22 protein-coding genes are annotated in these 19,801 nt (G+C 57.8%); 7 read left to right on the forward strand and 15 right to left on the reverse strand.

The features are described 5' to 3' along the window. Positions 1 to 227: 227 nt before the first annotated feature. Positions 228 to 485: a hypothetical protein gene (locus tag AQZ50_RS20215; protein ID WP_231730411.1), complete on the forward strand. Its 258-nt coding sequence runs from the start codon at positions 228 to 230 to the stop codon at positions 483 to 485. 89 nt (positions 486 to 574) lie between these two features. Here AQZ50_RS20215 and AQZ50_RS18540 read toward each other — a convergent pair whose 3' ends face one another. The 8 genes from AQZ50_RS18540 to AQZ50_RS21285 form a co-directional block, all read right to left on the reverse strand. Then, entirely contained in the window at positions 575 to 1,879 is a 1,305-nt protein-coding gene (locus AQZ50_RS18540; protein ID WP_067748713.1) for a DNA primase family protein, read from the reverse strand. Further along, entirely contained in the window at positions 1,876 to 2,796 is a 921-nt protein-coding gene (locus AQZ50_RS18545) for a DNA-primase RepB domain-containing protein (protein ID WP_197412556.1), read from the reverse strand. Before AQZ50_RS18545 ends, AQZ50_RS18540 begins: the two co-directional genes overlap by 4 nt. Further along, a complete protein-coding gene (locus AQZ50_RS21175; protein WP_082703795.1) occupies positions 2,796 to 3,002 on the reverse strand; it encodes a helix-turn-helix transcriptional regulator in 207 nt (68 codons plus the stop codon). The genes AQZ50_RS18545 and AQZ50_RS21175 overlap by 1 nt, the downstream gene beginning before the upstream one ends. Positions 3,003 to 3,101: 99 nt before the next feature. Next, on the reverse strand, positions 3,102 to 3,752 hold the full coding sequence (locus AQZ50_RS18550; RefSeq protein WP_067748719.1) for a hypothetical protein: 651 nt from the start codon (positions 3,750 to 3,752) through the stop codon (positions 3,102 to 3,104). A 111-nt stretch (positions 3,753 to 3,863) separates the two neighbouring features. Continuing rightward, positions 3,864 to 4,349 carry a GNAT family N-acetyltransferase gene (locus AQZ50_RS18555; RefSeq protein WP_231730412.1) on the reverse strand — a complete coding sequence of 162 codons (486 nt, stop codon included), beginning with the start codon at positions 4,347 to 4,349 and terminating at the stop codon, positions 3,864 to 3,866. Between the two features lie 35 nt (positions 4,350 to 4,384). After that, complete coding sequence (locus tag AQZ50_RS18560) at positions 4,385 to 4,678, reverse strand: type II toxin-antitoxin system TacA family antitoxin (protein WP_067748725.1); 294 nt, start codon at positions 4,676 to 4,678, stop codon at positions 4,385 to 4,387. Between the two features lie 58 nt (positions 4,679 to 4,736). After that, on the reverse strand, positions 4,737 to 5,891 hold the full coding sequence (locus AQZ50_RS20225) for a tyrosine-type recombinase/integrase (RefSeq protein ID WP_082703796.1): 1,155 nt from the start codon (positions 5,889 to 5,891) through the stop codon (positions 4,737 to 4,739). 258 nt (positions 5,892 to 6,149) lie between these two features. Next, complete coding sequence (locus AQZ50_RS21285; protein ID WP_369801441.1) at positions 6,150 to 6,443, reverse strand: DUF3761 domain-containing protein; 294 nt, start codon at positions 6,441 to 6,443, stop codon at positions 6,150 to 6,152. 221 nt (positions 6,444 to 6,664) lie between these two features. On the opposite strand from AQZ50_RS21285, the gene AQZ50_RS20235 reads away from it, so the two are divergent. Further along, positions 6,665 to 7,459, forward strand: coding sequence for a PDZ domain-containing protein (locus AQZ50_RS20235; RefSeq protein WP_197412557.1), 795 nt, complete (start codon positions 6,665 to 6,667; stop codon positions 7,457 to 7,459). Between the two features lie 123 nt (positions 7,460 to 7,582). After that, a complete protein-coding gene (locus AQZ50_RS20815) occupies positions 7,583 to 7,807 on the forward strand; it encodes a hypothetical protein (RefSeq protein WP_067748734.1) in 225 nt (74 codons plus the stop codon). 53 nt (positions 7,808 to 7,860) lie between these two features. On the opposite strand, the gene AQZ50_RS20240 is transcribed toward AQZ50_RS20815, so the two are convergent. From AQZ50_RS20240 to AQZ50_RS18590, 4 genes are all read right to left on the reverse strand, one after another. Continuing rightward, on the reverse strand, positions 7,861 to 8,988 hold the full coding sequence (locus AQZ50_RS20240; RefSeq protein WP_082703799.1) for an HNH endonuclease: 1,128 nt from the start codon (positions 8,986 to 8,988) through the stop codon (positions 7,861 to 7,863). Positions 8,989 to 9,012: 24 nt separating this feature from the next. Beyond that, positions 9,013 to 10,128 carry a PDDEXK family nuclease gene (locus tag AQZ50_RS18580; protein ID WP_067748737.1) on the reverse strand — a complete coding sequence of 372 codons (1,116 nt, stop codon included), beginning with the start codon at positions 10,126 to 10,128 and terminating at the stop codon, positions 9,013 to 9,015. Positions 10,129 to 10,138: 10 nt separating this feature from the next. Further along, positions 10,139 to 10,573 carry a DUF6998 domain-containing protein gene (locus AQZ50_RS18585; RefSeq protein WP_067748740.1) on the reverse strand — a complete coding sequence of 145 codons (435 nt, stop codon included), beginning with the start codon at positions 10,571 to 10,573 and terminating at the stop codon, positions 10,139 to 10,141. Between the two features lie 532 nt (positions 10,574 to 11,105). Beyond that, entirely contained in the window at positions 11,106 to 11,366 is a 261-nt protein-coding gene (locus AQZ50_RS18590; RefSeq protein ID WP_067748743.1) for a hypothetical protein, read from the reverse strand. A gap of 379 nt (positions 11,367 to 11,745) precedes the next feature. Here AQZ50_RS18590 and AQZ50_RS18595 point away from each other — a divergent pair, with 379 nt between their 5' ends. The 3 genes from AQZ50_RS18595 to AQZ50_RS18605 all read left to right on the forward strand — a co-directional run bounded on the left by AQZ50_RS18595 (position 11,746) and on the right by AQZ50_RS18605 (position 14,963). After that, a complete protein-coding gene (locus AQZ50_RS18595) occupies positions 11,746 to 12,462 on the forward strand; it encodes an outer membrane protein (RefSeq protein ID WP_082703800.1) in 717 nt (238 codons plus the stop codon). Between the two features lie 108 nt (positions 12,463 to 12,570). Beyond that, entirely contained in the window at positions 12,571 to 13,959 is a 1,389-nt protein-coding gene (locus AQZ50_RS18600; protein WP_156427436.1) for a phenylacetate--CoA ligase family protein, read from the forward strand. A 107-nt stretch (positions 13,960 to 14,066) separates the two neighbouring features. Continuing rightward, positions 14,067 to 14,963 carry a hypothetical protein gene (locus tag AQZ50_RS18605; RefSeq protein WP_156427437.1) on the forward strand — a complete coding sequence of 299 codons (897 nt, stop codon included), beginning with the start codon at positions 14,067 to 14,069 and terminating at the stop codon, positions 14,961 to 14,963. A 38-nt stretch (positions 14,964 to 15,001) separates the two neighbouring features. Here the strand turns inward: AQZ50_RS18605 and rfbA are convergent, their stop codons facing one another. The 3 genes from rfbA to AQZ50_RS18620 form a co-directional block, all read right to left on the reverse strand. Next, positions 15,002 to 15,871, reverse strand: coding sequence for a glucose-1-phosphate thymidylyltransferase RfbA (rfbA, locus tag AQZ50_RS18610; RefSeq protein ID WP_067748755.1), 870 nt, complete (start codon positions 15,869 to 15,871; stop codon positions 15,002 to 15,004). Further along, positions 15,868 to 16,938, reverse strand: a complete 1,071-nt coding sequence (rfbB, locus tag AQZ50_RS18615; protein ID WP_067748757.1) for a dTDP-glucose 4,6-dehydratase — start codon at positions 16,936 to 16,938, stop codon at positions 15,868 to 15,870. The genes rfbA and rfbB overlap by 4 nt, the downstream gene beginning before the upstream one ends. 105 nt (positions 16,939 to 17,043) lie before the next feature. After that, the gene (locus AQZ50_RS18620; RefSeq protein ID WP_067748758.1) at positions 17,044 to 19,191 is read right to left on the reverse strand and encodes a TonB-dependent receptor plug domain-containing protein; all 2,148 of its coding nucleotides are present in this window, start codon (positions 19,189 to 19,191) and stop codon (positions 17,044 to 17,046) included. A 103-nt stretch (positions 19,192 to 19,294) separates the two neighbouring features. Between AQZ50_RS18620 and AQZ50_RS18625 the strand changes: the two genes are divergently transcribed. Continuing rightward, positions 19,295 to 19,795 carry a hypothetical protein gene (locus AQZ50_RS18625; RefSeq protein WP_067748760.1) on the forward strand — a complete coding sequence of 167 codons (501 nt, stop codon included), beginning with the start codon at positions 19,295 to 19,297 and terminating at the stop codon, positions 19,793 to 19,795. The last annotated feature ends 6 nt before the right edge of the window (positions 19,796 to 19,801 follow it).

Consider the following 19,801-nt stretch of genomic DNA (forward strand, 5'->3'; position numbering starts at 1 on the left):
AATCGACGTGATCCACACGTCCGATGAATTTATCCACATCGACGTAAACGGGCATCGCTACTCATTTGAGGTAGGCAGCGACGATGACGAGTATGTCTTCACCGACGGGGAAGCGACCTTCACGATTCCGCTGATGGATTTCGATCAAGGTTTCTAGGATTTGGCCTGACAAACCTTCCAAACCCGTCTTAATCGAGATGTCGGCAATCAACCAAGGAGCCGACAATATGACGACGACCAATTCCAAATCGACCGCCCCGAATCCCGAAGCCACAGGTGCTATGGAATTTATCACGCTTGACCATGTTGCCCGTGAGGCTGGAATTCCCCCGCGCGAGGCTCGGATGATGCTGCGCCTTGCAGCGAAACAGACGAAGCAATATCCGAACCTCGGCAAGGAACATGAACCCCGCCAACCTTGGCAATGGCTGCCTGGGTCCAAGGGACTGGAGGAGGCGCGCAAAGCGCTAAGTCCAGCCGTATGACTTATTCTCGTGAACACTTGCACAGTTGTTATTTATAATTGCTATTGGTCCGCTAAATGGCACCAAGCCGCAATATATGAAATAACTGTTCAAGTGTTCATGCGAAGGCGAATTCCTTCAAAGCACCGCGCGCGGTTTCCGTCCCGTTCCGCCTTCGCGGTCGTGCTTTCAAACCCTCGCGCACTGAGTAGCCTGCCGAACACGCTGCTATCTATGTCCGGAAGCCCGCGCTCACGCAAAAACCTGTTATAACTCTCGCGAAGTACCGCTGAGGGTGTCACTGAACCCTCGCTTTCCCTCGTGCGCTGCTCCAACCATGTACCGAGTGTGTCCTGCTCTGCGAAATATTGATCTGTGGAGGCAGTGATCGACTCGGGCGGGTTGAGGCCCTGACGAAACCATTCACGCGCGCCATCGATCATCCACGATAGGATTGCTGAATGCTCGTCAGTAAGCTTTCGCTCGAGATCGTGATCGGGTTTCTTCGGGACATAGTCCAACTCGAGCAAGTGTATGCGGCGGCGCATGTCAGGTCCGACAGACTTAAGTCGAGGCAGATGGTTGGTCGTCATCCAGATCTTGTAGCACGGCCGGTACGTAAACGGGTTTTTGTAAAGAAATCGAGCGGTAACCAAATCGGCGCCAGTTGCTCGTTTGACCGTGACCTCATTCAGCATACCGCCTTGCTCGGTTTCTCCGGAGGTCACAAACCTGGCGCCAGCGACATATGCCATTGCCGTCTCATGTGTTTTACTTTTGCCATCTATAAAAGTCTCTGGAAGTGCCTCATTGTGGTAATCTCCCATGATCGCGGCAATTGTGTTAACGAGAACAGACTTACCATTTCCACCCGGTCCGTAAATAACTAGAATCTTCTGCTCTTTTGTGCTTCCCGTCAAAAGATAACCGCAAAACCTCTTGAAATAGGCGATTTTTTCTAGATCGCTTTTAAAAATCTGCTTAATGAATTTATTCCATTGAGGGCATGATGATTCTTCATCAGGATCGACTGATGTTTGTTTGGTGACGTATATGCCGAGTCTCGTTTTGACAAATGTCCGCTTCTTTATATTGAATAGACCGCCGGGCGTTCCGAGCAGAAATTCCTGCGCATCCATTTCACTGATAGAGACATGCAGGCTTTTATCACTTTCGGTAAAACCTTTGACGTTACGGACGGTTGACAGGGAACCCTTCCAGCGAGCTTCGGGTTCGTTCTGCTGATCAAGAAATTTCCGGATCAAGGCCTCAACACCCTTCGATTCGTCAATTTTCCAGAGATCTCCATCCTTGATAAGCCATTGCGCTTTTTCAGGGACATAGCGGATGATTTTACCGTGTGCCTTCCGGAAAAGGTGGCCGGCGTCACTTTCAGATTGAATGTTCTTGCTCATTGTCCCGCCTCCAGCCTTGCATGAATTTGAATAATCTGTTTCTCGGCCTCGTCCGGATCGGCCCCCCATTTGTCGACGAAGTAGGGGTTCACGAGCAGCACTGTCGCGATCTCGGAATCCGAAGCGCCAGCAGCGATCAGTGCAGCCACGATTATAAAGACAGCGCCAGATCGGTCCTTTCGCATGACGCGCTTGGCCATCATCAATGTGCCTGCTTGCAGGCCAATTTTGAGCCGGTAACGCCGCATGATCTCCTTTGCGTCGAGCCCGGCAGTTATGATTTTGGTTGGTCGGGCCTTGGCGATTTGGGGTCGTTCGTTTCGGATCGAGGCAGGTAGCCTTTGCGGCGTAACGTCGAAGCGACGCAGGGTTACGAGCGGCCTTCCATATTCCGGCTTGTGATTGATGGTACCGGGCAAGCGCAGCATCTTGGTGATCGACCAGCCGCCCTTATCCCCTCCGTCCTTGTATACGATGTTGCGGGAGTGAATCTCAGCGACTGCACCTGGTTGCGCTTGATCCCAAATCCAGATGCCTTGAAGGCGACCAGGAGATGTGCGCCATAGGATGTTCGGGGCAGGATCATATCCACGCGGATCTGCATCGTCGATGTCGCACCATGCATACGGGCTTGGCAACGCCAGTCCCATTTGCCGACGAGGTTCGGTGAAGGCGTTCGGACAGAAATAGATGTCGAACCGCTCTGGTGCGTAACTTTCAAGCAGTCGGGCAATACGCGCGCCACGATTGCCGCGAATAGCATGATCGTTCCAGCTTGCGCCCTGACGGGTGCCAAGAAAGGTATATGCAGCCGGATCGTGGCTGTCCCAAACCATGGTCAGAAAATCGACAGCGGACGCCAATGTGCTGGCCGACCTGTCGGGTGACGTAAGCGGTTTCAGCTTTGCGGGGACCATTACGCTGCCTCCCGCGCTGCCGCTAGCGAGGCGATGTGAGCGTGAACTTCGCCAGCAATCCATGCCACGCTATGCGCGCCAAACCGGATACGCTTGGGAAATTGTCCCTTCGCTTCAAGGCGAATAAGCGTGGAATTCGACATGGTAATACCAAGTCTATTCAAATCTTCTCGTGTAATAACGATTTTTGTATTGGGGAATGTCATCACAAATACTCCGTTGGTGATGACATCGTATTATTCACATATTTTCGACAAAATCGATAGTGGCAAATGAAAGTACTGCCGGGAATCCCCGTGGCATATTCATTTTTGCCGACGCTGATCGACCACCTCTTTGATCAGGCGATCGAGAGGTTCCGCCTTGCCAGTGATGGCTTGGTACGCCTGCCGGATGATGGTGGGATAACGCCCAGCGAATTCTCCCAGCTCTTTGGTATAGGTGCCACGGCTGGGTTTCAGGTTCGGCGCAACGCTGTCCAGGACCTTGGCTATGTCTGTCACGATATGAAACCGCAGGAACTCATTGAAAGGCAAGCTATAGTGTCGGTGGTAGACCAAGTTGATGATGACGTTCTGCGCCATGAGTTTCAGGTTTTCGAGTTGTGTGCGAACGGTGTCATAATCAGGCTTGAGCTCGTCGATCACGTCATTTGGCCAGAGAGAAAACCATGCCTGATTTTTGGGGCTCACCGCTTCGATCACGCGATCAAGCGGATTTAGGAGCTTGGTTTCGAGCCATTCGACTCGTTCAGTCAGTGTGGCGTCAAACGGTGCGTACTGGTCGAAGTCATTGGGCATCGTGGACAAAACGTCGCGATAGTGGGTGGCCAGATAGTCGAGACGTTCGGTAAGGGCAGCTCGCTGAACAGGGTCGGTGATTTTCGCCTCCTTGGCAATCGACTCGATGACCGAGCGCGGGAAGGGGGCTTCATCGATTGCGGTTGGTTCGGTCACGATCGGATCTCAACATGGGGCCTTGAACGATTGTAGCCCATACCTGTCAATGCGTCGTAACCGCACGCATTCCGATTGCCCGTGTTGTGCTGGATCGGCGTTTTGCGCCGCTCAACTGGAAGCTGACGTGATGGACACTGCGATATCGGTAATCGAACGGAACAGGATCATAGGGTCGTCTTTTGACGGAACAAACCCGCGCCGCGCCCAGAAGTCTGCCGCATCGCCGTCCACTGCATTGACGACCAAGGTCCTGCCGCCAACCAATGTCGCAGCCGCAACGCAGCGTTCCAAGGCGTGTTTGACCAGCCCTGTTCCGATTCCTTGCCCGGCCCATGCGGTGTCGGTCGCGAGCTGGCCCAAGAGCAAACACGGGACCGGATCGGGTGGTTGCCCGGTGCGAATCGCGCGCGGCATGGCGGTTGGTATGATCGCGGTCGGCGCAAGACCATAATAGCCAACGACTCGCCCGGCATCATGTACGACCGTGACCGCTGTGAAGCCCTTGCGGTGGTTGGAAAGCGCACGCTGTTTGAGCCAGTTATCCAGTGACGGCTTGCCGCTGGTGAATTGCGACAGATCGTGCAGGTCGTTCAACGGCTCTGGCGCTGAAATCGGCATGGTTGTGCGCTTTACTGGTCAGCGGCCTTTTCCCAAGGCGCCGCGCGCTTCAGCACATCAACCATGGCGGGCACAGGCTTGCCAGGCACATCAAGGGCGGCGACGAAAGCTTCAAACCCTTCGGGGCTAACCCGGATCAGCGTGTTTTCCATGATGGCCTCTTCGGCGGCACGCACGGCGGCATCACGCATGAATTCAGTACGCGAACGTCCGCGCAACTGGGCTGCACGGTCGATGATCGCCAGATCGGCGTCGGGCAGGCGCATTGATAACGGGTGGTCTTTGCGGGAAGCGGCCTGCGCCATGATAAAATCTCCAATCGGGCGACATATACCGCAACGTATTGTAAATTGCAATACGTTACTATTTGGCGGCTTTGAGTTCCGCAAGGCGTTCGCCCCATTGCTCCAAGGCGTCGCGCTTCTCGGTGTCGTAGCCGTAGCGATTATACACTGCCGCCACACCTGAAATCGTGCCTGAGATGTGGTTCAAGACCTTCTCGATGACGTGGGGCGCAACCCTTGCCCGCGCCATTCCAGAGGCGGCGGTACGACGCAGATCGTGGAACCGCCAGTTGGTCGTGCCCGAAATCTCGTGCATGTGGCGGATGGCCTTGGTGAACCCGTTGATCGGCACCCGGCCATTGGTTGTGAACACAATGTCGCACCCGGCGTAGCGCGGGACTTCGCCCAGCAGTTGCAGAGCAAACGCACTGAGCGGGACGGCATGGGGCTTGCCATTTTTCGACAAGTGGCCGGGAATGACCCATTCTTTCTGATCGACATTGATTTCGCTCCAACGCATTTCATTCAATTCGCCCCGTCGTTGCGCGGTCGCCAGCAGCAGGGGCACAAATTGCCGATAGGGGTATGGCTCGGCTTCGCAGGCTTCCAGCAGGGCTGTGATTTCGCCATCAGACAAAACCCGGTCGCGCGCCTGTTCGCGTGTAGGTGCGCGTAGGCCCAACACAGGCGACGCATCCACGATGCCGCGTTCGACGCACCAATTGAACAGCTTGCGCACGTGTGAGTGGATGCGGTTCGCCTGATACGATGATCCACGATCTACCGCGCCGTCGATCAAGGACATGATGTCTGGGCGGGTGAGGTGTCGAATATCACGCTGGCCAAACACGGGCACAAGTTCGCGCTGAAGGATACGCTCGGCCTCACGCCAACTGCGATTGCGCGGGCGCGCGTAAATCCGAATGAACTCGTTGCAGACGGCCTCAACACGCATGTCCAACTGACGGCGTTTTGCTGCGGGATCGACACCGTCATCGACAAGGCGCAGCGCATCGGTCGCCCGAGTGCGGGCTTCGGCAAGAGTTAGTCGGGGGTATATGCCTAGAGGCAGGCGCCGTTGGTTGACGCCATACCGATATTTGACCGTGAAAACCTTCTTGCCCGTCGGGTAAACGCGAACGCTAAAACCGGGGCACAGAAGGTCGTGGACCTCATACCGCTTGTCCATAGGCTTGAACGCATCGATTGCCTTCGCATTGAGTGCCTTGCGCATATGCCGTTCCTTTCAACGGCACCGCAATAATCATGGAAATCTGATAATCTCAAAGAAAATCCTGTACTTAGAACGAGGCGATACGGAAAAGTTCAGCCTGCGTCGATTTGCAAAAGGACCGGGGGTAGTTGGAACCGAATTCCAGCGCACCCGCCCGCACCAAGCGCCGCGACTCGGGCTGGTGGTTTTCGCCATCAGGTGATTGCGTGATCGAAGCCGATTATGCGCCGCACTGACCTGTGAATCGATCGATCACGCTTACCAGCCCCCGACGCCGCCATGGTGTGAGCATGTCCCACGCGCGTGTTGGCTGAAGCTCCATGAGCCATCTACGCAATGCGCGGTCGCGCCTGCCGGGCGATGGTTGGCTTGCATCGGGCTGTGGATGCTATTGCCGTCTACGTTCGTGTAGTGACGCCCATATCGCGGGCCGTAACCGTGATGGGCGGTATAGTGGTGAACGTAGTGGCGCGCTAATGCTCGTGCGGGGGCGACGATCGGCGCTGTGAGCGCCACCGCCATAAGCAAACAGATCTTTCCGTTTCGTGCCATAGTGTTCGCCCCAAGAATGTTGTCTCTGCAGCTAATGCTTGGCCTGAAACAGCTGTTCGCGCAATCGATGCGGCTGTCATATTGCGGGTGAGGTCATGGTATCGCCATTTTGGCCATATTTAAAATTTTGCGGGATGCGAGATTGGCGTTTAATCCTTAGCCATTGCGGCATTCCCAGCTTGCCAATATGACTAAGATAAACTTGCTCAATGGGGGTTGAGATGCGCTTGATAGCAACTCTTATCGCTGGGATTGCACTGGGTGCGGCTCAAACGGCCCATGCAAACGATTGGGAGAAGTTTTTCCGGCCAATCGGGAAATGGCCTACCGCAATCGCCTTCAATGGTGAGCCGGAAATGATGAGTACCAGTGGCAATTCGGATGCCGATATCGAGCAGATGTGGCGCAGGGGCTATGCGCCGATCGGTTTCACCTCATTCGAGACCGGAAATAACAAAACTGACGATGCTGTGCGCCTCGCCAAAAAATTGCATGCAAGATATCTTGTTGTGAGCGCTAACCTAAAGTCTTCGACCATGACGTCAATTCCGCTAACGTTGCCGAATACGACAACATCCTACACAAACGGAACTGCGAACGTATACGGTAGTGGAGGTTCTGCTAGCGGCACTTATTCAGGAACAACAACTACCTATGGAACACAGACTACCTATATTCCAATACGGATAAATCGTTTCAGCAAGACTGCGATTTACTTTCAGGAGCTACCCAAATCTGGTATTGGGATTTTGATGCGGGAATTGAGCGCGCCTGAGATGCAGAGGCTCGAAACTCGACATGCAATCGCAATTAGATTCGTGCGGGATGGCTCGCCAGCCTATACCGCCGACATATTCCCTGGCGATATTATAACCAAGATCAACGGCCAACCTGCTGATCCTGATGCTTTGAAGACAGCCTTAACGGGGCCGCAACCGATCGCGCTTCGTATCGATCGGAATGGGCAGCAAAGGGACATATCGGTGAACGTACCGCCCGAATGGCAACCCAAATGATCATGTGTCGGGCCGATCGGTTCTGACAGTCATGCACTGAGCTGGGAAGCCGGGCTTAGCATCGCCTTGATGCGCTGACGGCTTGCCCGAACAGAGCTCAAAAGGAATGGACGCGCATCGGCCATGAGGGACATCTTTCCCCGCACAGATTTTCGCCTGCCTGCCGACGTTCGAGATAGGTATCCCGCGCTTGCTGGCGTGATGACGTTGATCGATGTCGAATCTATTCCCTCTTGCATCGTCACGGTGCCGGGGACTTCGATTTACGCGGCCTATCGGGAGGACGGATCACTCGACTACATCTGGGACGTGGAGGTGGAAAAAATGCTTTATAGAGCACCGAACTAAACTCGGTCCATTTTCATCGTATGGCTCGCACCAATTGAAAACCCATGTGTTTGCTATGCAAGTTTGCGTTTTGGATGGTCAACAAGCCGATCGACACGCTTGATAATCTGACGACGATACGCATCCCGGTCATTTCCGTGGTGCAACCGCCGATGGCAATTGGGGCATCCGGCAATGGCATTGTCGATAGTGTCTGGACCACCATCGGCTAATCGCCTCAAATGATGCACTTCAAGGAACGGTGTACCATCATCGCGGAAGAAGGGGGCTGCTTCGCCACAGGCCTCGCATACGCCCTGCGCGGCTTGCAAAATCCATGCGATCACATTGGGATCACGAGCAAACTGCCGAGTAAAACCCGTAACTCGTTCGACCGTTTGTGAGCCTTCGGGGAGCGGGAAGTCTCCGACCTTTAGCTTTTCTGCAGCAGATTCTACGCGCGTTGCCAACTGCTCGGGGTCGGCTGTGGTCGCTTCCAGTATTTCAGCCCGCACCCAATGCTTGTTGATCAGGCTTATGATCCGCCCCTTAGCGCGACCAATGTTATGCAACGGCACATAGCCCGAGACGAAGTCAAGACCTAATTCGTCGATCACGGCGGAAATATTTTGCATTCGCCGCTCGTAGGCGCCTTCACTGCGGCTACGAAGGTCATTCGCCACCACTGTTCGGCGTAGGTTCGATTTGTTGATTTGTTCGCCGGCCTGCTGTGCTAGCCAAAGCCGGTGATACGCTTTGACGCACGCCTCGAGTTCGTCATCGGTCCAATCTGTGCCCTTTGTCGAGGTTCTTGTTCCCTCTGCACGAAATGCCCCTGTGGTTGGATCAAAGGCAGTCAAGTGCATCGTCAGCGAATCTTCTGGCCATCTTTCGATCGCCGTCCTTGGGCTGGCGGTGGCATCTTTTGCCTTGACCATGACGACCCGGAACACACGGTCGGTGTCCCATACATGCTGCAAGTGCCGTTGCTGACCGTTATGTCCGCGCTGCGTTGACCAAACCGCGAGCTTGGGATGATTGAAAAAATCGACAGTAACGCGAGCGCCATCGTCTTCCACTTCGTCAGTCCAAAGCGTAACCACGGTGATCGAACCGTCCGGGCTTTGCGCAGACCACGCATAGCGGTTGTTCGTGACCGCCCCTAAGTGGGCAAAAGCCTCAACGACGCTCCACTTTTTCAAGGGAAATGCCTCCGTGAAACGTTTTTAAACGGGGCGACTTTGCAGCACCGCGACGAGATCGGCTAGGAAACGTTGCAGTTGTTCCGATTTTTCGCAGTTTGCCAAGACTGAAACGCTGAAGGCGGGAAATCCAGCAAGATTTGATGTGCTCAGGTCGCCTACAATTTCCTTGAGCCTCTCGAACCAAACTCGCCTGACCGCTTCGTCCTGTAGTGCGGGCGCATTCTTGAGCCAACGAAGTGACAACGAGATATTGGTATCGTGGCCCCAAAGATGCAGCGGATAAACGAATTTTCCATTCGCACCCGCGAACACCGCAATAATCGAGCCCTGAGCGTTTGCTAAATCAGCCTTGCCGCCGAGCGCTTCGATCATGGCAATATAGGCTCTTGCGCCTTTCATCGCGTCTGCGCCGGATGGCGAAATTTGCTTTTGAAGCCATTCCTCAATGGACAGCGACGGCTTCGCTATGCGGGCGCCTTTGACGGCGGCTGTCCGCTCAGTTTCGCCGATCACGCGCGGGCTGAGGCTTATGGACCCATGCTCGTCTGCAAACCAACGCAACTCCACGGCTCGAACATCCGCGCGCATCTGGTCGTTCAGGAATTCGACTATCCGTGCGAGTTCGCGGGGAATTTCATCGGCCACAAATACCAGTTTGATGCGGCCCGATGCAAAGTTCGAATCGACCTGTGCCCAAAAGCTTTCGGGCTCCTGATCGCCAATGAACTCGGCCAAAACCTCATCGGCGTTTATCGCGGGGTCCTGGATTGACTGCGCAAAACTTTGGGCGATCCTTCCGGCCTGCCAATACGCGGTGGCGTTCGCGGCATAGTCGAGCATTTGGCCGACCACTTCACGCCGGAGGCGCGTGTCAACCGCACGCTTGAGTTCAACCAACACAGGTACAGCGTCGCGAGTGACGAACAGGTGATCGACGGACCAACGGCCACCGCCGTTTTCGCTGTCAGCAATTGTTTGTTCCCGGCGCACCAGAAGCAGGTCGCCGTCGCCGTCTGTGATTAGCTCTGGATATTTTGCGACCAACGTCTGCATCCGATCTTCATTCTCCGGGGCTGATGGTGTCATCCTGCGAAGGTCACCGTTCGCATCGACGGTGTAAATGTAACCTTGGGCCAATTATTCCCCCTCAGAGTTCAATCGGGCTTGAAAGCCCTTTCAGTCGTGACAGTCTGATGCGACGCTGGCCGTTCTTGGCCATTGCGCCCGCGCTTTCCCAAGCAATGTTGCCGGGTCCATCATATGCGATTTCGGCTTCCTCAGGCGAAACGATCTTCAGGAAAACGAGGCGGTCGCATGTCGCGTACATCGAGATGGCATTGCCACCCGTGAGTTTGATCTGCACGTCGCCATTGTCATCATAAGCATCGTGCCCTGGTCGGCTTGGCGGATAGAGTTTCAGTCCAAGTGCCTCGGCGGCAATGACCTCCCCAATTGAGCCGACAAGATGCCCGTCCGGCGTGAATGGCCGCCCCGGATAACGAGCCGATAGCTCTTCGACGGCTTCGTAAATTTTCCTCACCGCGTGAGGAAGGGCGATTCGTTTGGGTGTGGCATTTGTCACGTTCGGCGCACCTCTCCTCGTTAGGGTGTTCTATGCATAACAGGTGCTCGTCTGGTTAACGCAATGGAGACATTGCATAAATTCTTGTTTTGCTCGGGAGGGTGCTTTATGCGCTGGGGAGATTACACTCTCTTGTTAGCGGGTCGCAGCCATGGTGACCTGGGCGATTTGGTTAAAAATGGTCCGAGAATTGGTTAGAGGCGAAAGTGTGGGTCACAGCGGGGTATCAGAGGCAGGCAATTGCTTGCCACGGAATGAAAAGATATGAAACGGCATGATTTAATGGAGATTGCAGAAATTCTTGATCTGAGATGCGAATTGAAGTAATATGCATCGATCTGCAAAGCAGTAATGGCCAGCTTTTAATCAGTAGGTCGCTGGTTCGAATCCAGCTGGGCTCACCATATTTTTCAATAATATATGTTGAAAATATGGCTCGAATCGGCGCAGTTTGGCCGGTGCGGGGCGCGTCGGCACTTCGTCGCTTGGAGCGTGCCGCTCGCGTCCAGAAACGCCGGACTTGGTTGCGCGACTATCCGTCGACGGATTTGTCCATCATATCCATGAAATTGCGCGCCGCGTCGCGGTCGGCTGCGTCCTTGAACGCGACATCGAGATCCGGCGCGGCGTCCAGCATGTAAAGGATCGTCCACATCGCGAACCGCCGACCCTTGTCCGTCTCAAGCCCGAACTCGACGCGCATGTGTTCGGCCCCGCCGGCAAGCGCCGCCGGGGTGAGTGTATCGAGATCGTCAGTCCCGAAGAAACGGCGAAGTTGATCGTTGAAGTCCATGACAGGCAGCCTATCCCGCCAAGCGCGACCCGGGTCAATCAGGGGCGCTGCAATAAATCGGCCCGCCGGCCCCGTGGCCCCTTCGCAGTAGGCGCCCTGCGCGTGCGGCGGGCCGCCCAAGTTCAATGATTCCGAGCAGGATCAGGTATGAATACATGGTCGAAAATAATCTGAATTAAATTTCCGCATGGTAATAATCAAGTTATAAAGGTTTTTACTTATGGTTTTTAAACGAAACTGTGTCCAAAATGAAGCGAACGGTAAGGTAAAAAGGTGTCAGTCAATACCGCAATCTTGACACTATCGCCATTTGCGCAGAAATGGCGCTTGTCAGGTAAGACGGCAAGAGCCGGCTGAAAGCACTAGGGAGGTGCAGATAATGTCTGTAAAATCAATCAAATCGTGTCCATCGGCGCTTTTCGTGGGCGCTTCGGTGCTGGCCTGCGCCATGCAGTCGACCGCGGCTTTTGCCGATCCTGCAGCCGCGCCTGCAACTGGTTCGCAGGCGTTCAGCTGGACCGGTGCCTATGCCGGTGCCGAGATCGGTTATGCCGCCGGCAATTCATCGTGGGATGTTGCGGATCTTTCTTATGTCAATAACGGGCAGACCGCTGCCAACAAGCAAGGCTTCGTCTATGCTGGCGAAATCGGCTATAACTATCAGTTGGCGAGCCACATTCTTGTCGGTGTAGAGGCCGAGATTTATGGGTCCACCAAGTCGGGCACCAGCTATCTTGGCGGGGAAGGGCTTACCGCTCACAACAAATTCGGCGGCAATGTGTCTGCGCGTCTTGGCGCTACCTTCAATCGCCTTCTGGCGTTTGGCAAAGTTGGCTATGCGCGTGCCAACTACAAATATCATCTCACCGATTCCTATGGCGATACGGCGGATGGCTCGTTGACGCGCTCGGGCCTGCTGGTTGGCGGCGGTCTTGAATATGCTCTCACGCCCAAGTGGAGCTTCAAGGCCGAATACGATCACGTCAGCTATCCGACCCGGACCGTGACGTTGAACGGCACGTATTACTCAAACGTGGCCGCCGATATTCACGAGTATGAGAGCACCGTGAAATTTGGTGTGAACTACCATTTTTGACCGCCAGCGTTGAACGCGATTCCTCCGGCCAGGTCATGGCCGGAGGGATCTTTCCAGGGTTGTAATCCGCCAGCTCTGCGCGTGGCGGTCTTTTATGGCGATTTTTCAATGGCTTTGCGTTCTGCCATTCCTGCCATTGGGTTTCCTGCGATCTTCTCCGGGCGTGCGGCTGAATTGCTGGCCTTGCAGCGCCAGTATGACGAGAGCCAGTTTTGGCCGCCGGACAAGATGCGGTCGGCCCAATTTGCGCAACTCTCCCTGCTGATCGAACATTGCGCCAGAACCGTTCCGTTTTACGCCGATCGCCTCCGGCGCGCGGGACTGGCGCCGGGCAAGCGTCTCACCGAAGCTGCGTGGCGCCGCTTGCCGATCCTGACACGTGCCGATGTGGGCCAATTGGGCGAAAAGCTTTATGCAAGCAGCATTCCCGCGGGTTTTGGTCCGACAGCCGTGGCCGCGTCCGGTGGTTCGTCGGGCGTCCCCGTGCGTGTTCGCAAGACGGCTCTGGACAATGTCCTGTGGGAATCGATCAATATCCGCGAGGAACTGTGGCACCGTGATCGGCCCGAAGGCGATCTGGTGCGTCTGCGTGGCATCCCCGACGATTTGACGCCCGAACAGATGGCTGCCGCGCGGTCTAAAGACGGGCTGATTCTGCCCGATTGGGGGCATCCGGCAAACCTGTTCTGGAAAACCGGGCGACTTGGCCTGCTTAGTCCAAAATTGCCGTTGGCGCAGCAGGTGGCTTTCATTCGCAAGATGCAGCCGGCCTATCTCTATACATTTCCGTCCTATCTGCGGCTGATCATTTCCCATATCCGCGACAAGCGGGAGAAAGTCGGCGCGATGCGCGCGGTTTTTACCGCATCCGAGCAAGTCAGCGATGAACTGCGCGAGGATTGCCTGAAGGTTTTCGGCTGCAAGATCGTCGAAAACTACACGAGCGGTGAAACCGGCTATATTGCGCTGCAATGCCCGGAAACCACCAATCTGCATGTCCAGTCCGAAATCGCGCTGGTGGAAATTCTCAACGCCGATGGCGGGGCCTGTCGGCCAGGGGAAATCGGCAGGGTCGTGCTGACGCCGCTGCACAATTTTGCGATGCCGCTGCTTCGCTATGAAATCGGTGATGAGGCGGAAGTTGCACAACCGTGCTCGTGCGGCCGTGGCCTTCTGGCGCTGAAACGCGTCGTCGGGCGCGCGGATGATTATTTCCTGCTCGCAAATGGCGAAAGGCGACGCGCCGACATCAGTCATTATCGCCTGTCCGGCATTCCCGCGATACGCGAGTTTCGGCTGGTTCAGCGCAGCTTTACGCAGATCGTGCTCCAGATCGTGGCCTCTCGCGCCTTGACGGGAGACGAACTTTCCATAGTCGAGAATGTGGTGGCGAAAGCATCGGGCGGGCTGTTCGAAACGGTGATCGAGTTCGTGCCGGATCTTGACCGCACCGCCGCCGGGAAATTGCGCGCATTCAAGTGCGAGGTCGTCGGGTGACGCTGCAAGACCGGTCGCCGTCCGATCCGCTTTGGGTCATTACATCCTATTATAATCCGGCGGGCTATCGGCGGCGTTTGCAGAACTTTCACGCGTTCAGGCGGCATTTGACCGCACCGCTGCTGGTTGTCGAACTGACGCCGGATGGCCGGGGCCAATTGCAGGACGCCGACGCCGACATGGTCGTGCGTCTGAGCGGAGACGATCGCATCTGGCAAAAGGAGCGGCTGCTGAATATCGGCGCGGCGATGTTGCCGCCCCATGTGCGCTATGTCGCCTGGGTGGACGCTGACCTTCTTTTCTCGGACCCGGACTGGCCGATCAAGGCGCGCGCCGCGCTGGACGAGCATGGCGGCATGGTGCAATTGTTTGAAACGGCGCACCATCTGGCGGAAGACATCGATCCGCAAACCGTGGACATCGCGCAATGCGCCGGTCTGACGCCCTTGCTATCCGGCATTTCCATCGCGCGATCCCTGCGCGAGGGGCAGTTCGACGCCATTGAAGGCGTGTGGGGCAAAAGAAGCGATCCACTCGCGAAGGGTGCGGACGCTCTTCCGAAGTTGTACAACGTCTATGGCTTTGCGTGGGCCGCGCTGCGAGAGACCTTTGTGGCGAGCGGCCTTTACGAAGGCAATGTCGTCGGCGGCGCCGATGCGATGACCGTTTTTGCGCAACTGGGGCGGCTTGATCAAACGTGGAGCAAGCGGCCCCACACCGAGCCGCACTGGGCTCATGTCCATCAGTGGGCGGCGCGCGCGCGGCACAAGGGGTTGTTCGCCCATCTCGATGATCTGCCGCAAACGGCCTATCACCTCTGGCACGGGGCGATGATCAACCGGAATTACACGGGCCGGTATCGGATACTGACCGACAACGATTTCGATCCGGCGCGCGATATGATCGCCGAGCCGGGACGCCCGTTACGATGGGCAAACCCTGCCAGCCCGATCGCCGCCGATGTCGGCGCCTATTTCTTTTCCCGCCGCGAAGATGGCGAATAAAACGCAGTTGATGGCGGCAGCCCTGCCGGTTCGCAGCGTTAGCGCCGGTCCAGCAGGCTCTGGAGATAGGCGGTGTAGCTGTTGCGGCCGAGGCGGGTGATGGCCTGGGCGAGGGTGGTGTCGTCGATCAGGTGCTGGCGCCAGGCGATTTCTTCGGGGCAGGCGATTTTCATGCCCTGGCGGCGTTCGAGCGTGCCGACGAAATCGGCGGCGTCGAGCAGGCTGTCGGGAGTGCCGGTATCGAGCCAGACATAGCCGCGGCCCAATTGGCGCACCGAGAGGCAGCCGCGTTTCAGATAGGCGGTGATGACATCGGTCACTTCCAGCTCGCCGCGCGCCGAAGGGGTCAGGGTGGCGGCGATGTCGGCGACATTTTCGTCGAAGAAATAGAGGCCTGTGACCGCCCAGTTCGATTTCGGATGCGCGGGTTTTTCCTCGATGGTCAGCGCGTGGCCCTGCGCGTCGAATTCGACCACGCCATAGCGGGCGGGATCGGCGACGTGATAGGCAAACACCGTGGCCCCGCCGGGCATCGCGGCGACTTCGCGCAAAGTCTGCGGCAGGGCATGGCCAAAGAAGATGTTGTCGCCCAGGACGAGGCAGCATGGGCCCCCGGCGATGAAGTCCCGACCGATCAGGAACGCTTCGGCAAGACCGTTGGGTTGCGGCTGGACCGCGTATTCGAGGTTTAGGCCCCACTGGCTGCCATCGCCGAGCAGTTCGCGGAAGGCAGGCGCGTCGTGGGGGGTGGTGATGATCAGGATTTCGTGGATTCCCGCCAGCATCAGCGTGGTCAGCGGGTAATAGATCATCGGCTTGTCATAGACCGGGATCAGCTGTTTCGAAGTCGCCAGCGTGATCGGATAGAGCCGGGTTCCGGTGCCGCCGGCGAGGATAATGCCCTTCATGACTGTGTTTCCCGATCAAGCCCGAGGCGTTCTCCGCGATAGGCGCGGCGCAGCGGGGTCCACCAGTCGGCGTTGTCGCAATACCAGCGGACGGTCCTGGCAATCCCGCTGTCAAAGCTCTCCTGCGCGCGCCAGCCGAGCTCTGTCTCGATCAGGGTGGCATCGATGGCATAGCGGGCGTCGTGTCCGGGGCGGTCGGTGACAAAGCGGATCAGCGCTTCGTGAGGGCTTGCCCCGGGGCGCAGGTCGTCGAGCACCGCGCAGATGCGCCGCACGACGTCGATGTTGCGCCGTTCGTTGCGCCCGCCGATATTATAGGTCGCGCCCGGTCGTCCGCGTGTTGCGACAAGATCGAGCGCGCGGGCATGGTCATCGACATGGAGCCAGTCGCGCACGTTTTCGCCCTGGCCATAGACGGGCAGGGGCAGCCCTTCGAGCGCGTTGAGAATGGTCAGCGGAATGAGCTTTTCGGGGAAGTGATAAGGCCCGTAATTGTTCGAACAATTGGTCACGATCACCGGCAGGCCATAGGTCCTGTGCCAGGCGCGGGCGAGGTGATCGCTGGCTGCCTTTGACGCGGCATAGGGCGAGGAGGGATCGTAAGCCGTGCTCTCCCGAAATCCGCCGCCGCTGTCGGGGGCGCCGGTAAGCGAACCGTAGACTTCGTCGGTCGAGACATGGAGCAGGCGAAAGGCCGCCGCCTCGTCGGGGGCGAGAGTTTGCCAATAGGCGCGCGCGGCTTCGAGCAGAGTGAACGTGCCGACCACATTGGTGGTGATGAAATCCTGCGCGCCGGTGATCGAGCGGTCGACATGGCTTTCCGCCGCCAGATGCATGATCCGCTGAGGGCGAAAGCTGTCGATCGCGGCGCGCATCGCGGCCCCATCGCGGATGTCGGCGCGCACGAAGCGGTGGCGGGCATGGCCATCGACCTCCCGCAGCGACGACAGGTGTCCGGCATAAGTCAGCGCATCGATCGTCAGGACATCATGCCCGCAATCCAGCACGAGATGGCGCACGAGTGCCGAGCCGATGAAGCCCGCGCCTCCGGTCACCATCACACGCATTGCCGATCCCCTTTTTGCCACGCCTGAACCGGGTCTTGGTACAGGCGTGGCGTAGACGTTAGGCGATGCAATTTAACATTTTGAAAAAGGGGGAAGCTGCACGCCTCAATAGGTCAGGCGCAGGCTGGCGTAATAGCTGCGGCCCTGTTCGGGGTAGCCGGAGGCAAGCTGGTAATTCTGGTCGAGCAGATTGCGCACGCCGACGGTGGCGCGCACCGCTTTGCTCACTTCGTATTCCGCGCTGACTTGCGCGTTTACGTGATGGCCGGTGCGATAATAAGTGATCGGGGCGACATCGGTGACGGTCCAGCGGTTGGATTCGATGTCGGCGGCGGGGCGCAGATGCAGCCGGGCGAGCGGGGCCCAGTCGGCATAGACAAACGCCTTGCTGTTGGGGACGTTGGTCGGATCGGGCGCGGGCGCGCTATAGACATTGCCAATCACGCTGGCCGGGTAATGCACGATCTGATGGACCCAGGTATAATTGCCGCCGAGGCTCAGCGTGCGCGTGACTTGCGCTTCGATCGACAGCTCGGCGCCGTAAGTATCGCCGTTACCCGCGTTGATCGATTGCGTCATGCTGGTGGCCGAGCAGGGGCCGGGGGTGGTGCTGGCGGTGCATGAATAGGCCAGCGTCGGCTGCGAGACGATCACATTATTGAGGTGCGAATAGAACGCCGCCGCGTCGAGGCTGATGGTGCGGAACCGGTGGCTGCCGCCCACTTCGAAATTGGTTGCGCGTTCGGGGCGCAGATCGGGGTTGGGGATCGAGGTGCCGAATTTCTGGCTGTAAAGCTCGAACAGCGTGGGGAAGCGCACCCGCGACGAGACATTGGCGTGAAGCGATGTCTGCGCATCGACCGCCCAGCTTACTTGCGCCTGCGCGCTCCAGGCCGACGTGTCGTGCAGCGGCCAGTTGTAGAGCACGCTCGGCGTCGTCTTGGGATTGCTGCCGAGCGGCGCGCCATAGGCCATGGCGTCGAGCATATTGCGCCAGTCGTAGCCCGCGCCCGTCAGCAGGGTCCAGCCCGGCGCCAGCGTCAGTTCGTTTTCGGCGGCCAGGCTGAAGGTGTTTTCCTTGTCGGTCAGCATCGGCGCGGTCGATGCGCCGGGAAAGCTGGTCTGTTGTTCGTGGTGCAGGTCGAGCCGGTAATGCGCGGCCAGGCTGAGCCGGTCGCCCGCCATGGGTTTCAGCGTCAATTCTGCCGATCCGCCCCAGGCCTTGTCCCAATAGGGGCTGTTGAAGGCATAGCCCTTGCTTTGCGTCGTTTCGGTCTGGTCATCGAAACTGCGCAGCAGGTTGTAGAACGTGTTGCGATAGACCCGCGTTTTCAGCGTGGCGGAATCGCCGAGCGCGGTCTGGGTCAGCGCATAGATGCTGTCCATGTTCCATGCGGGCCAGGTCCAGTATTTCTGCGCCGACAGCGGATCGAGTGTCGACAGCGGGGCCAGCTTTGACCCTTCCTGCCGGGTATAGTTGATCGAATATTCGTCGGTCGCATTGGGGGTAAACCCGGCCTTGACGTTGATGCGCCAATCTTCGTTCCGGCTCAGCGCGCGATGCCCCGCGCCTTGCGTTGCGGTCGGGACAAAGCCGCCGGCAAGATCGGTGTGATCGACAAAGTTGCGTGCGCCGCTGACCGCGAGGTACCAGCGGTCATGCGCGGTGCCGATCCGGCCCGACAGATTGTAGCCCGCATATTCGGCTTCATGGCCGAGGTTCAGCGTGCCGGCGAGTTCGGCTTCGAGCGCGCGGGTCGGCTTGCGCGTGACCAGATTGATCGCGCCGCCCATGCCGTCGGGGCCGTCGAGCACCGAGACATAGCCTTTGGCGACTTGCACTTCGGCAATGTCGCTGGTCATGAACCGCCCGAAATCGAGCCGGTTATCGGCGGGCAGATAGACCCGGATACCGTCGATCAGCAGCGGCACTTCAAAGCGGTTGAACCCGCGCACATAGATCAGTCGTTCGTTGCGCGTGCCGCCGGTGGCGCCCGCATAGACGCCAGGGATCATGGCGACCGCATCGTCAAGCGTCACGCGGTCGAACGCGGCAATGGTCCTGGCGGTCAGTGTCGCGCTGCCGATGGTGAGCGGCGCTCCTTGCGGCGCGGTGACCACGATCTGGCCGAGCGAAAACGCCCCGTCGGCATTGGCCGTTTCGGCCTTTTCGGGTGCCGGAGCGGATTGCGCGAGCGCTGCGGCGGGCAGGCTGACGGAAAGCAGAAGACAGGGTAGGAATGGCGAACGCATGGGGGCCCCCTCATGTAGCGCTGTTATGTTGTGCGATGCGCTGCTATATTTTTGGAAACATAGATTGGCAAGGAAACCGGGTGTCGTGATTTCAAGGACATGGATGATTGTTGCCGCAGCGGTCGCGATTGCTGCGCCGCATGTCGCCTTCGCGGCGGAAGAGGCGCCGACCTGCACCGCGCCGGGCGTCCTGCCGCCGGAGCTTGCCGCCTGGGGCCAGCCGGTGGCGCGCAAGGCCGCCGCCGGTGTGCCGGGGACGGCGCTGGTCATGGGGCAGGCGGCGCTTGTCAGCTTGTTGCAGACCCCGGCGGTGACTTATCCGCTGCGGCCGGAAAAGCCGGGCGGCTCGGTCAGCTATGGCGGGCTGTTGCAGGTCAGCGTGGCGACGCGCGGCACGTATCGCGTCGCGCTGGGCTCTCCGGCGTGGATCGATCTGGTTTCCGCAGATGGCAAGGCGGTGGAATCGCTGGCGCACGGCCATGGTCCGGCATGTACCGGGATTCGCAAGATGGTCGATTTCGCGCTCGAACCGGGCGTCTATACCTTGCAGATTTCGGCGAACGGCGGCCCCGACAGCCAGGTCATGGTGATCCGCCAGCCGTGAAATTGC

The sequence above is a fragment of the Novosphingobium sp. Fuku2-ISO-50 genome (genome assembly GCF_001519055.1).
In the GTDB taxonomy this organism is placed as follows: domain Bacteria; phylum Pseudomonadota; class Alphaproteobacteria; order Sphingomonadales; family Sphingomonadaceae; genus Novosphingobium.

Coding starts and splice junctions, on each gene's coding strand:
- AQZ50_RS20215 (WP_231730411.1), top strand. CDS start 228: ATGACGACGACCAATTCCAAATCGACCGCCCCGAATCCCGAAGCCACA.
- AQZ50_RS18540 (WP_067748713.1), bottom strand. CDS start 1,879: ATGAGCAAGAACATTCAATCTGAAAGTGACGCCGGCCACCTTTTCCGG.
- AQZ50_RS18545 (WP_197412556.1), bottom strand. CDS start 2,796: ATGGTCCCCGCAAAGCTGAAACCGCTTACGTCACCCGACAGGTCGGCC.
- AQZ50_RS21175 (WP_082703795.1), bottom strand. CDS start 3,002: ATGACATTCCCCAATACAAAAATCGTTATTACACGAGAAGATTTGAAT.
- AQZ50_RS18560 (WP_067748725.1), bottom strand. CDS start 4,678: ATGGCGCAGGCCGCTTCCCGCAAAGACCACCCGTTATCAATGCGCCTG.
- AQZ50_RS20225 (WP_082703796.1), bottom strand. CDS start 5,891: ATGCGCAAGGCACTCAATGCGAAGGCAATCGATGCGTTCAAGCCTATG.
- AQZ50_RS21285 (WP_369801441.1), bottom strand. CDS start 6,443: ATGGCACGAAACGGAAAGATCTGTTTGCTTATGGCGGTGGCGCTCACA.
- AQZ50_RS20235 (WP_197412557.1), top strand. CDS start 6,665: ATGCGCTTGATAGCAACTCTTATCGCTGGGATTGCACTGGGTGCGGCT.
- AQZ50_RS20815 (WP_067748734.1), top strand. CDS start 7,583: ATGAGGGACATCTTTCCCCGCACAGATTTTCGCCTGCCTGCCGACGTT.
- AQZ50_RS18590 (WP_067748743.1), bottom strand. CDS start 11,366: ATGGACTTCAACGATCAACTTCGCCGTTTCTTCGGGACTGACGATCTC.
- AQZ50_RS18595 (WP_082703800.1), top strand. CDS start 11,746: ATGTCTGTAAAATCAATCAAATCGTGTCCATCGGCGCTTTTCGTGGGC.
- AQZ50_RS18600 (WP_156427436.1), top strand. CDS start 12,571: ATGGCTTTGCGTTCTGCCATTCCTGCCATTGGGTTTCCTGCGATCTTC.
- rfbA (WP_067748755.1), bottom strand. CDS start 15,871: ATGAAGGGCATTATCCTCGCCGGCGGCACCGGAACCCGGCTCTATCCG.
- rfbB (WP_067748757.1), bottom strand. CDS start 16,938: ATGCGTGTGATGGTGACCGGAGGCGCGGGCTTCATCGGCTCGGCACTC.
- AQZ50_RS18620 (WP_067748758.1), bottom strand. CDS start 19,191: ATGCGTTCGCCATTCCTACCCTGTCTTCTGCTTTCCGTCAGCCTGCCC.
- AQZ50_RS18625 (WP_067748760.1), top strand. CDS start 19,295: ATGATTGTTGCCGCAGCGGTCGCGATTGCTGCGCCGCATGTCGCCTTC.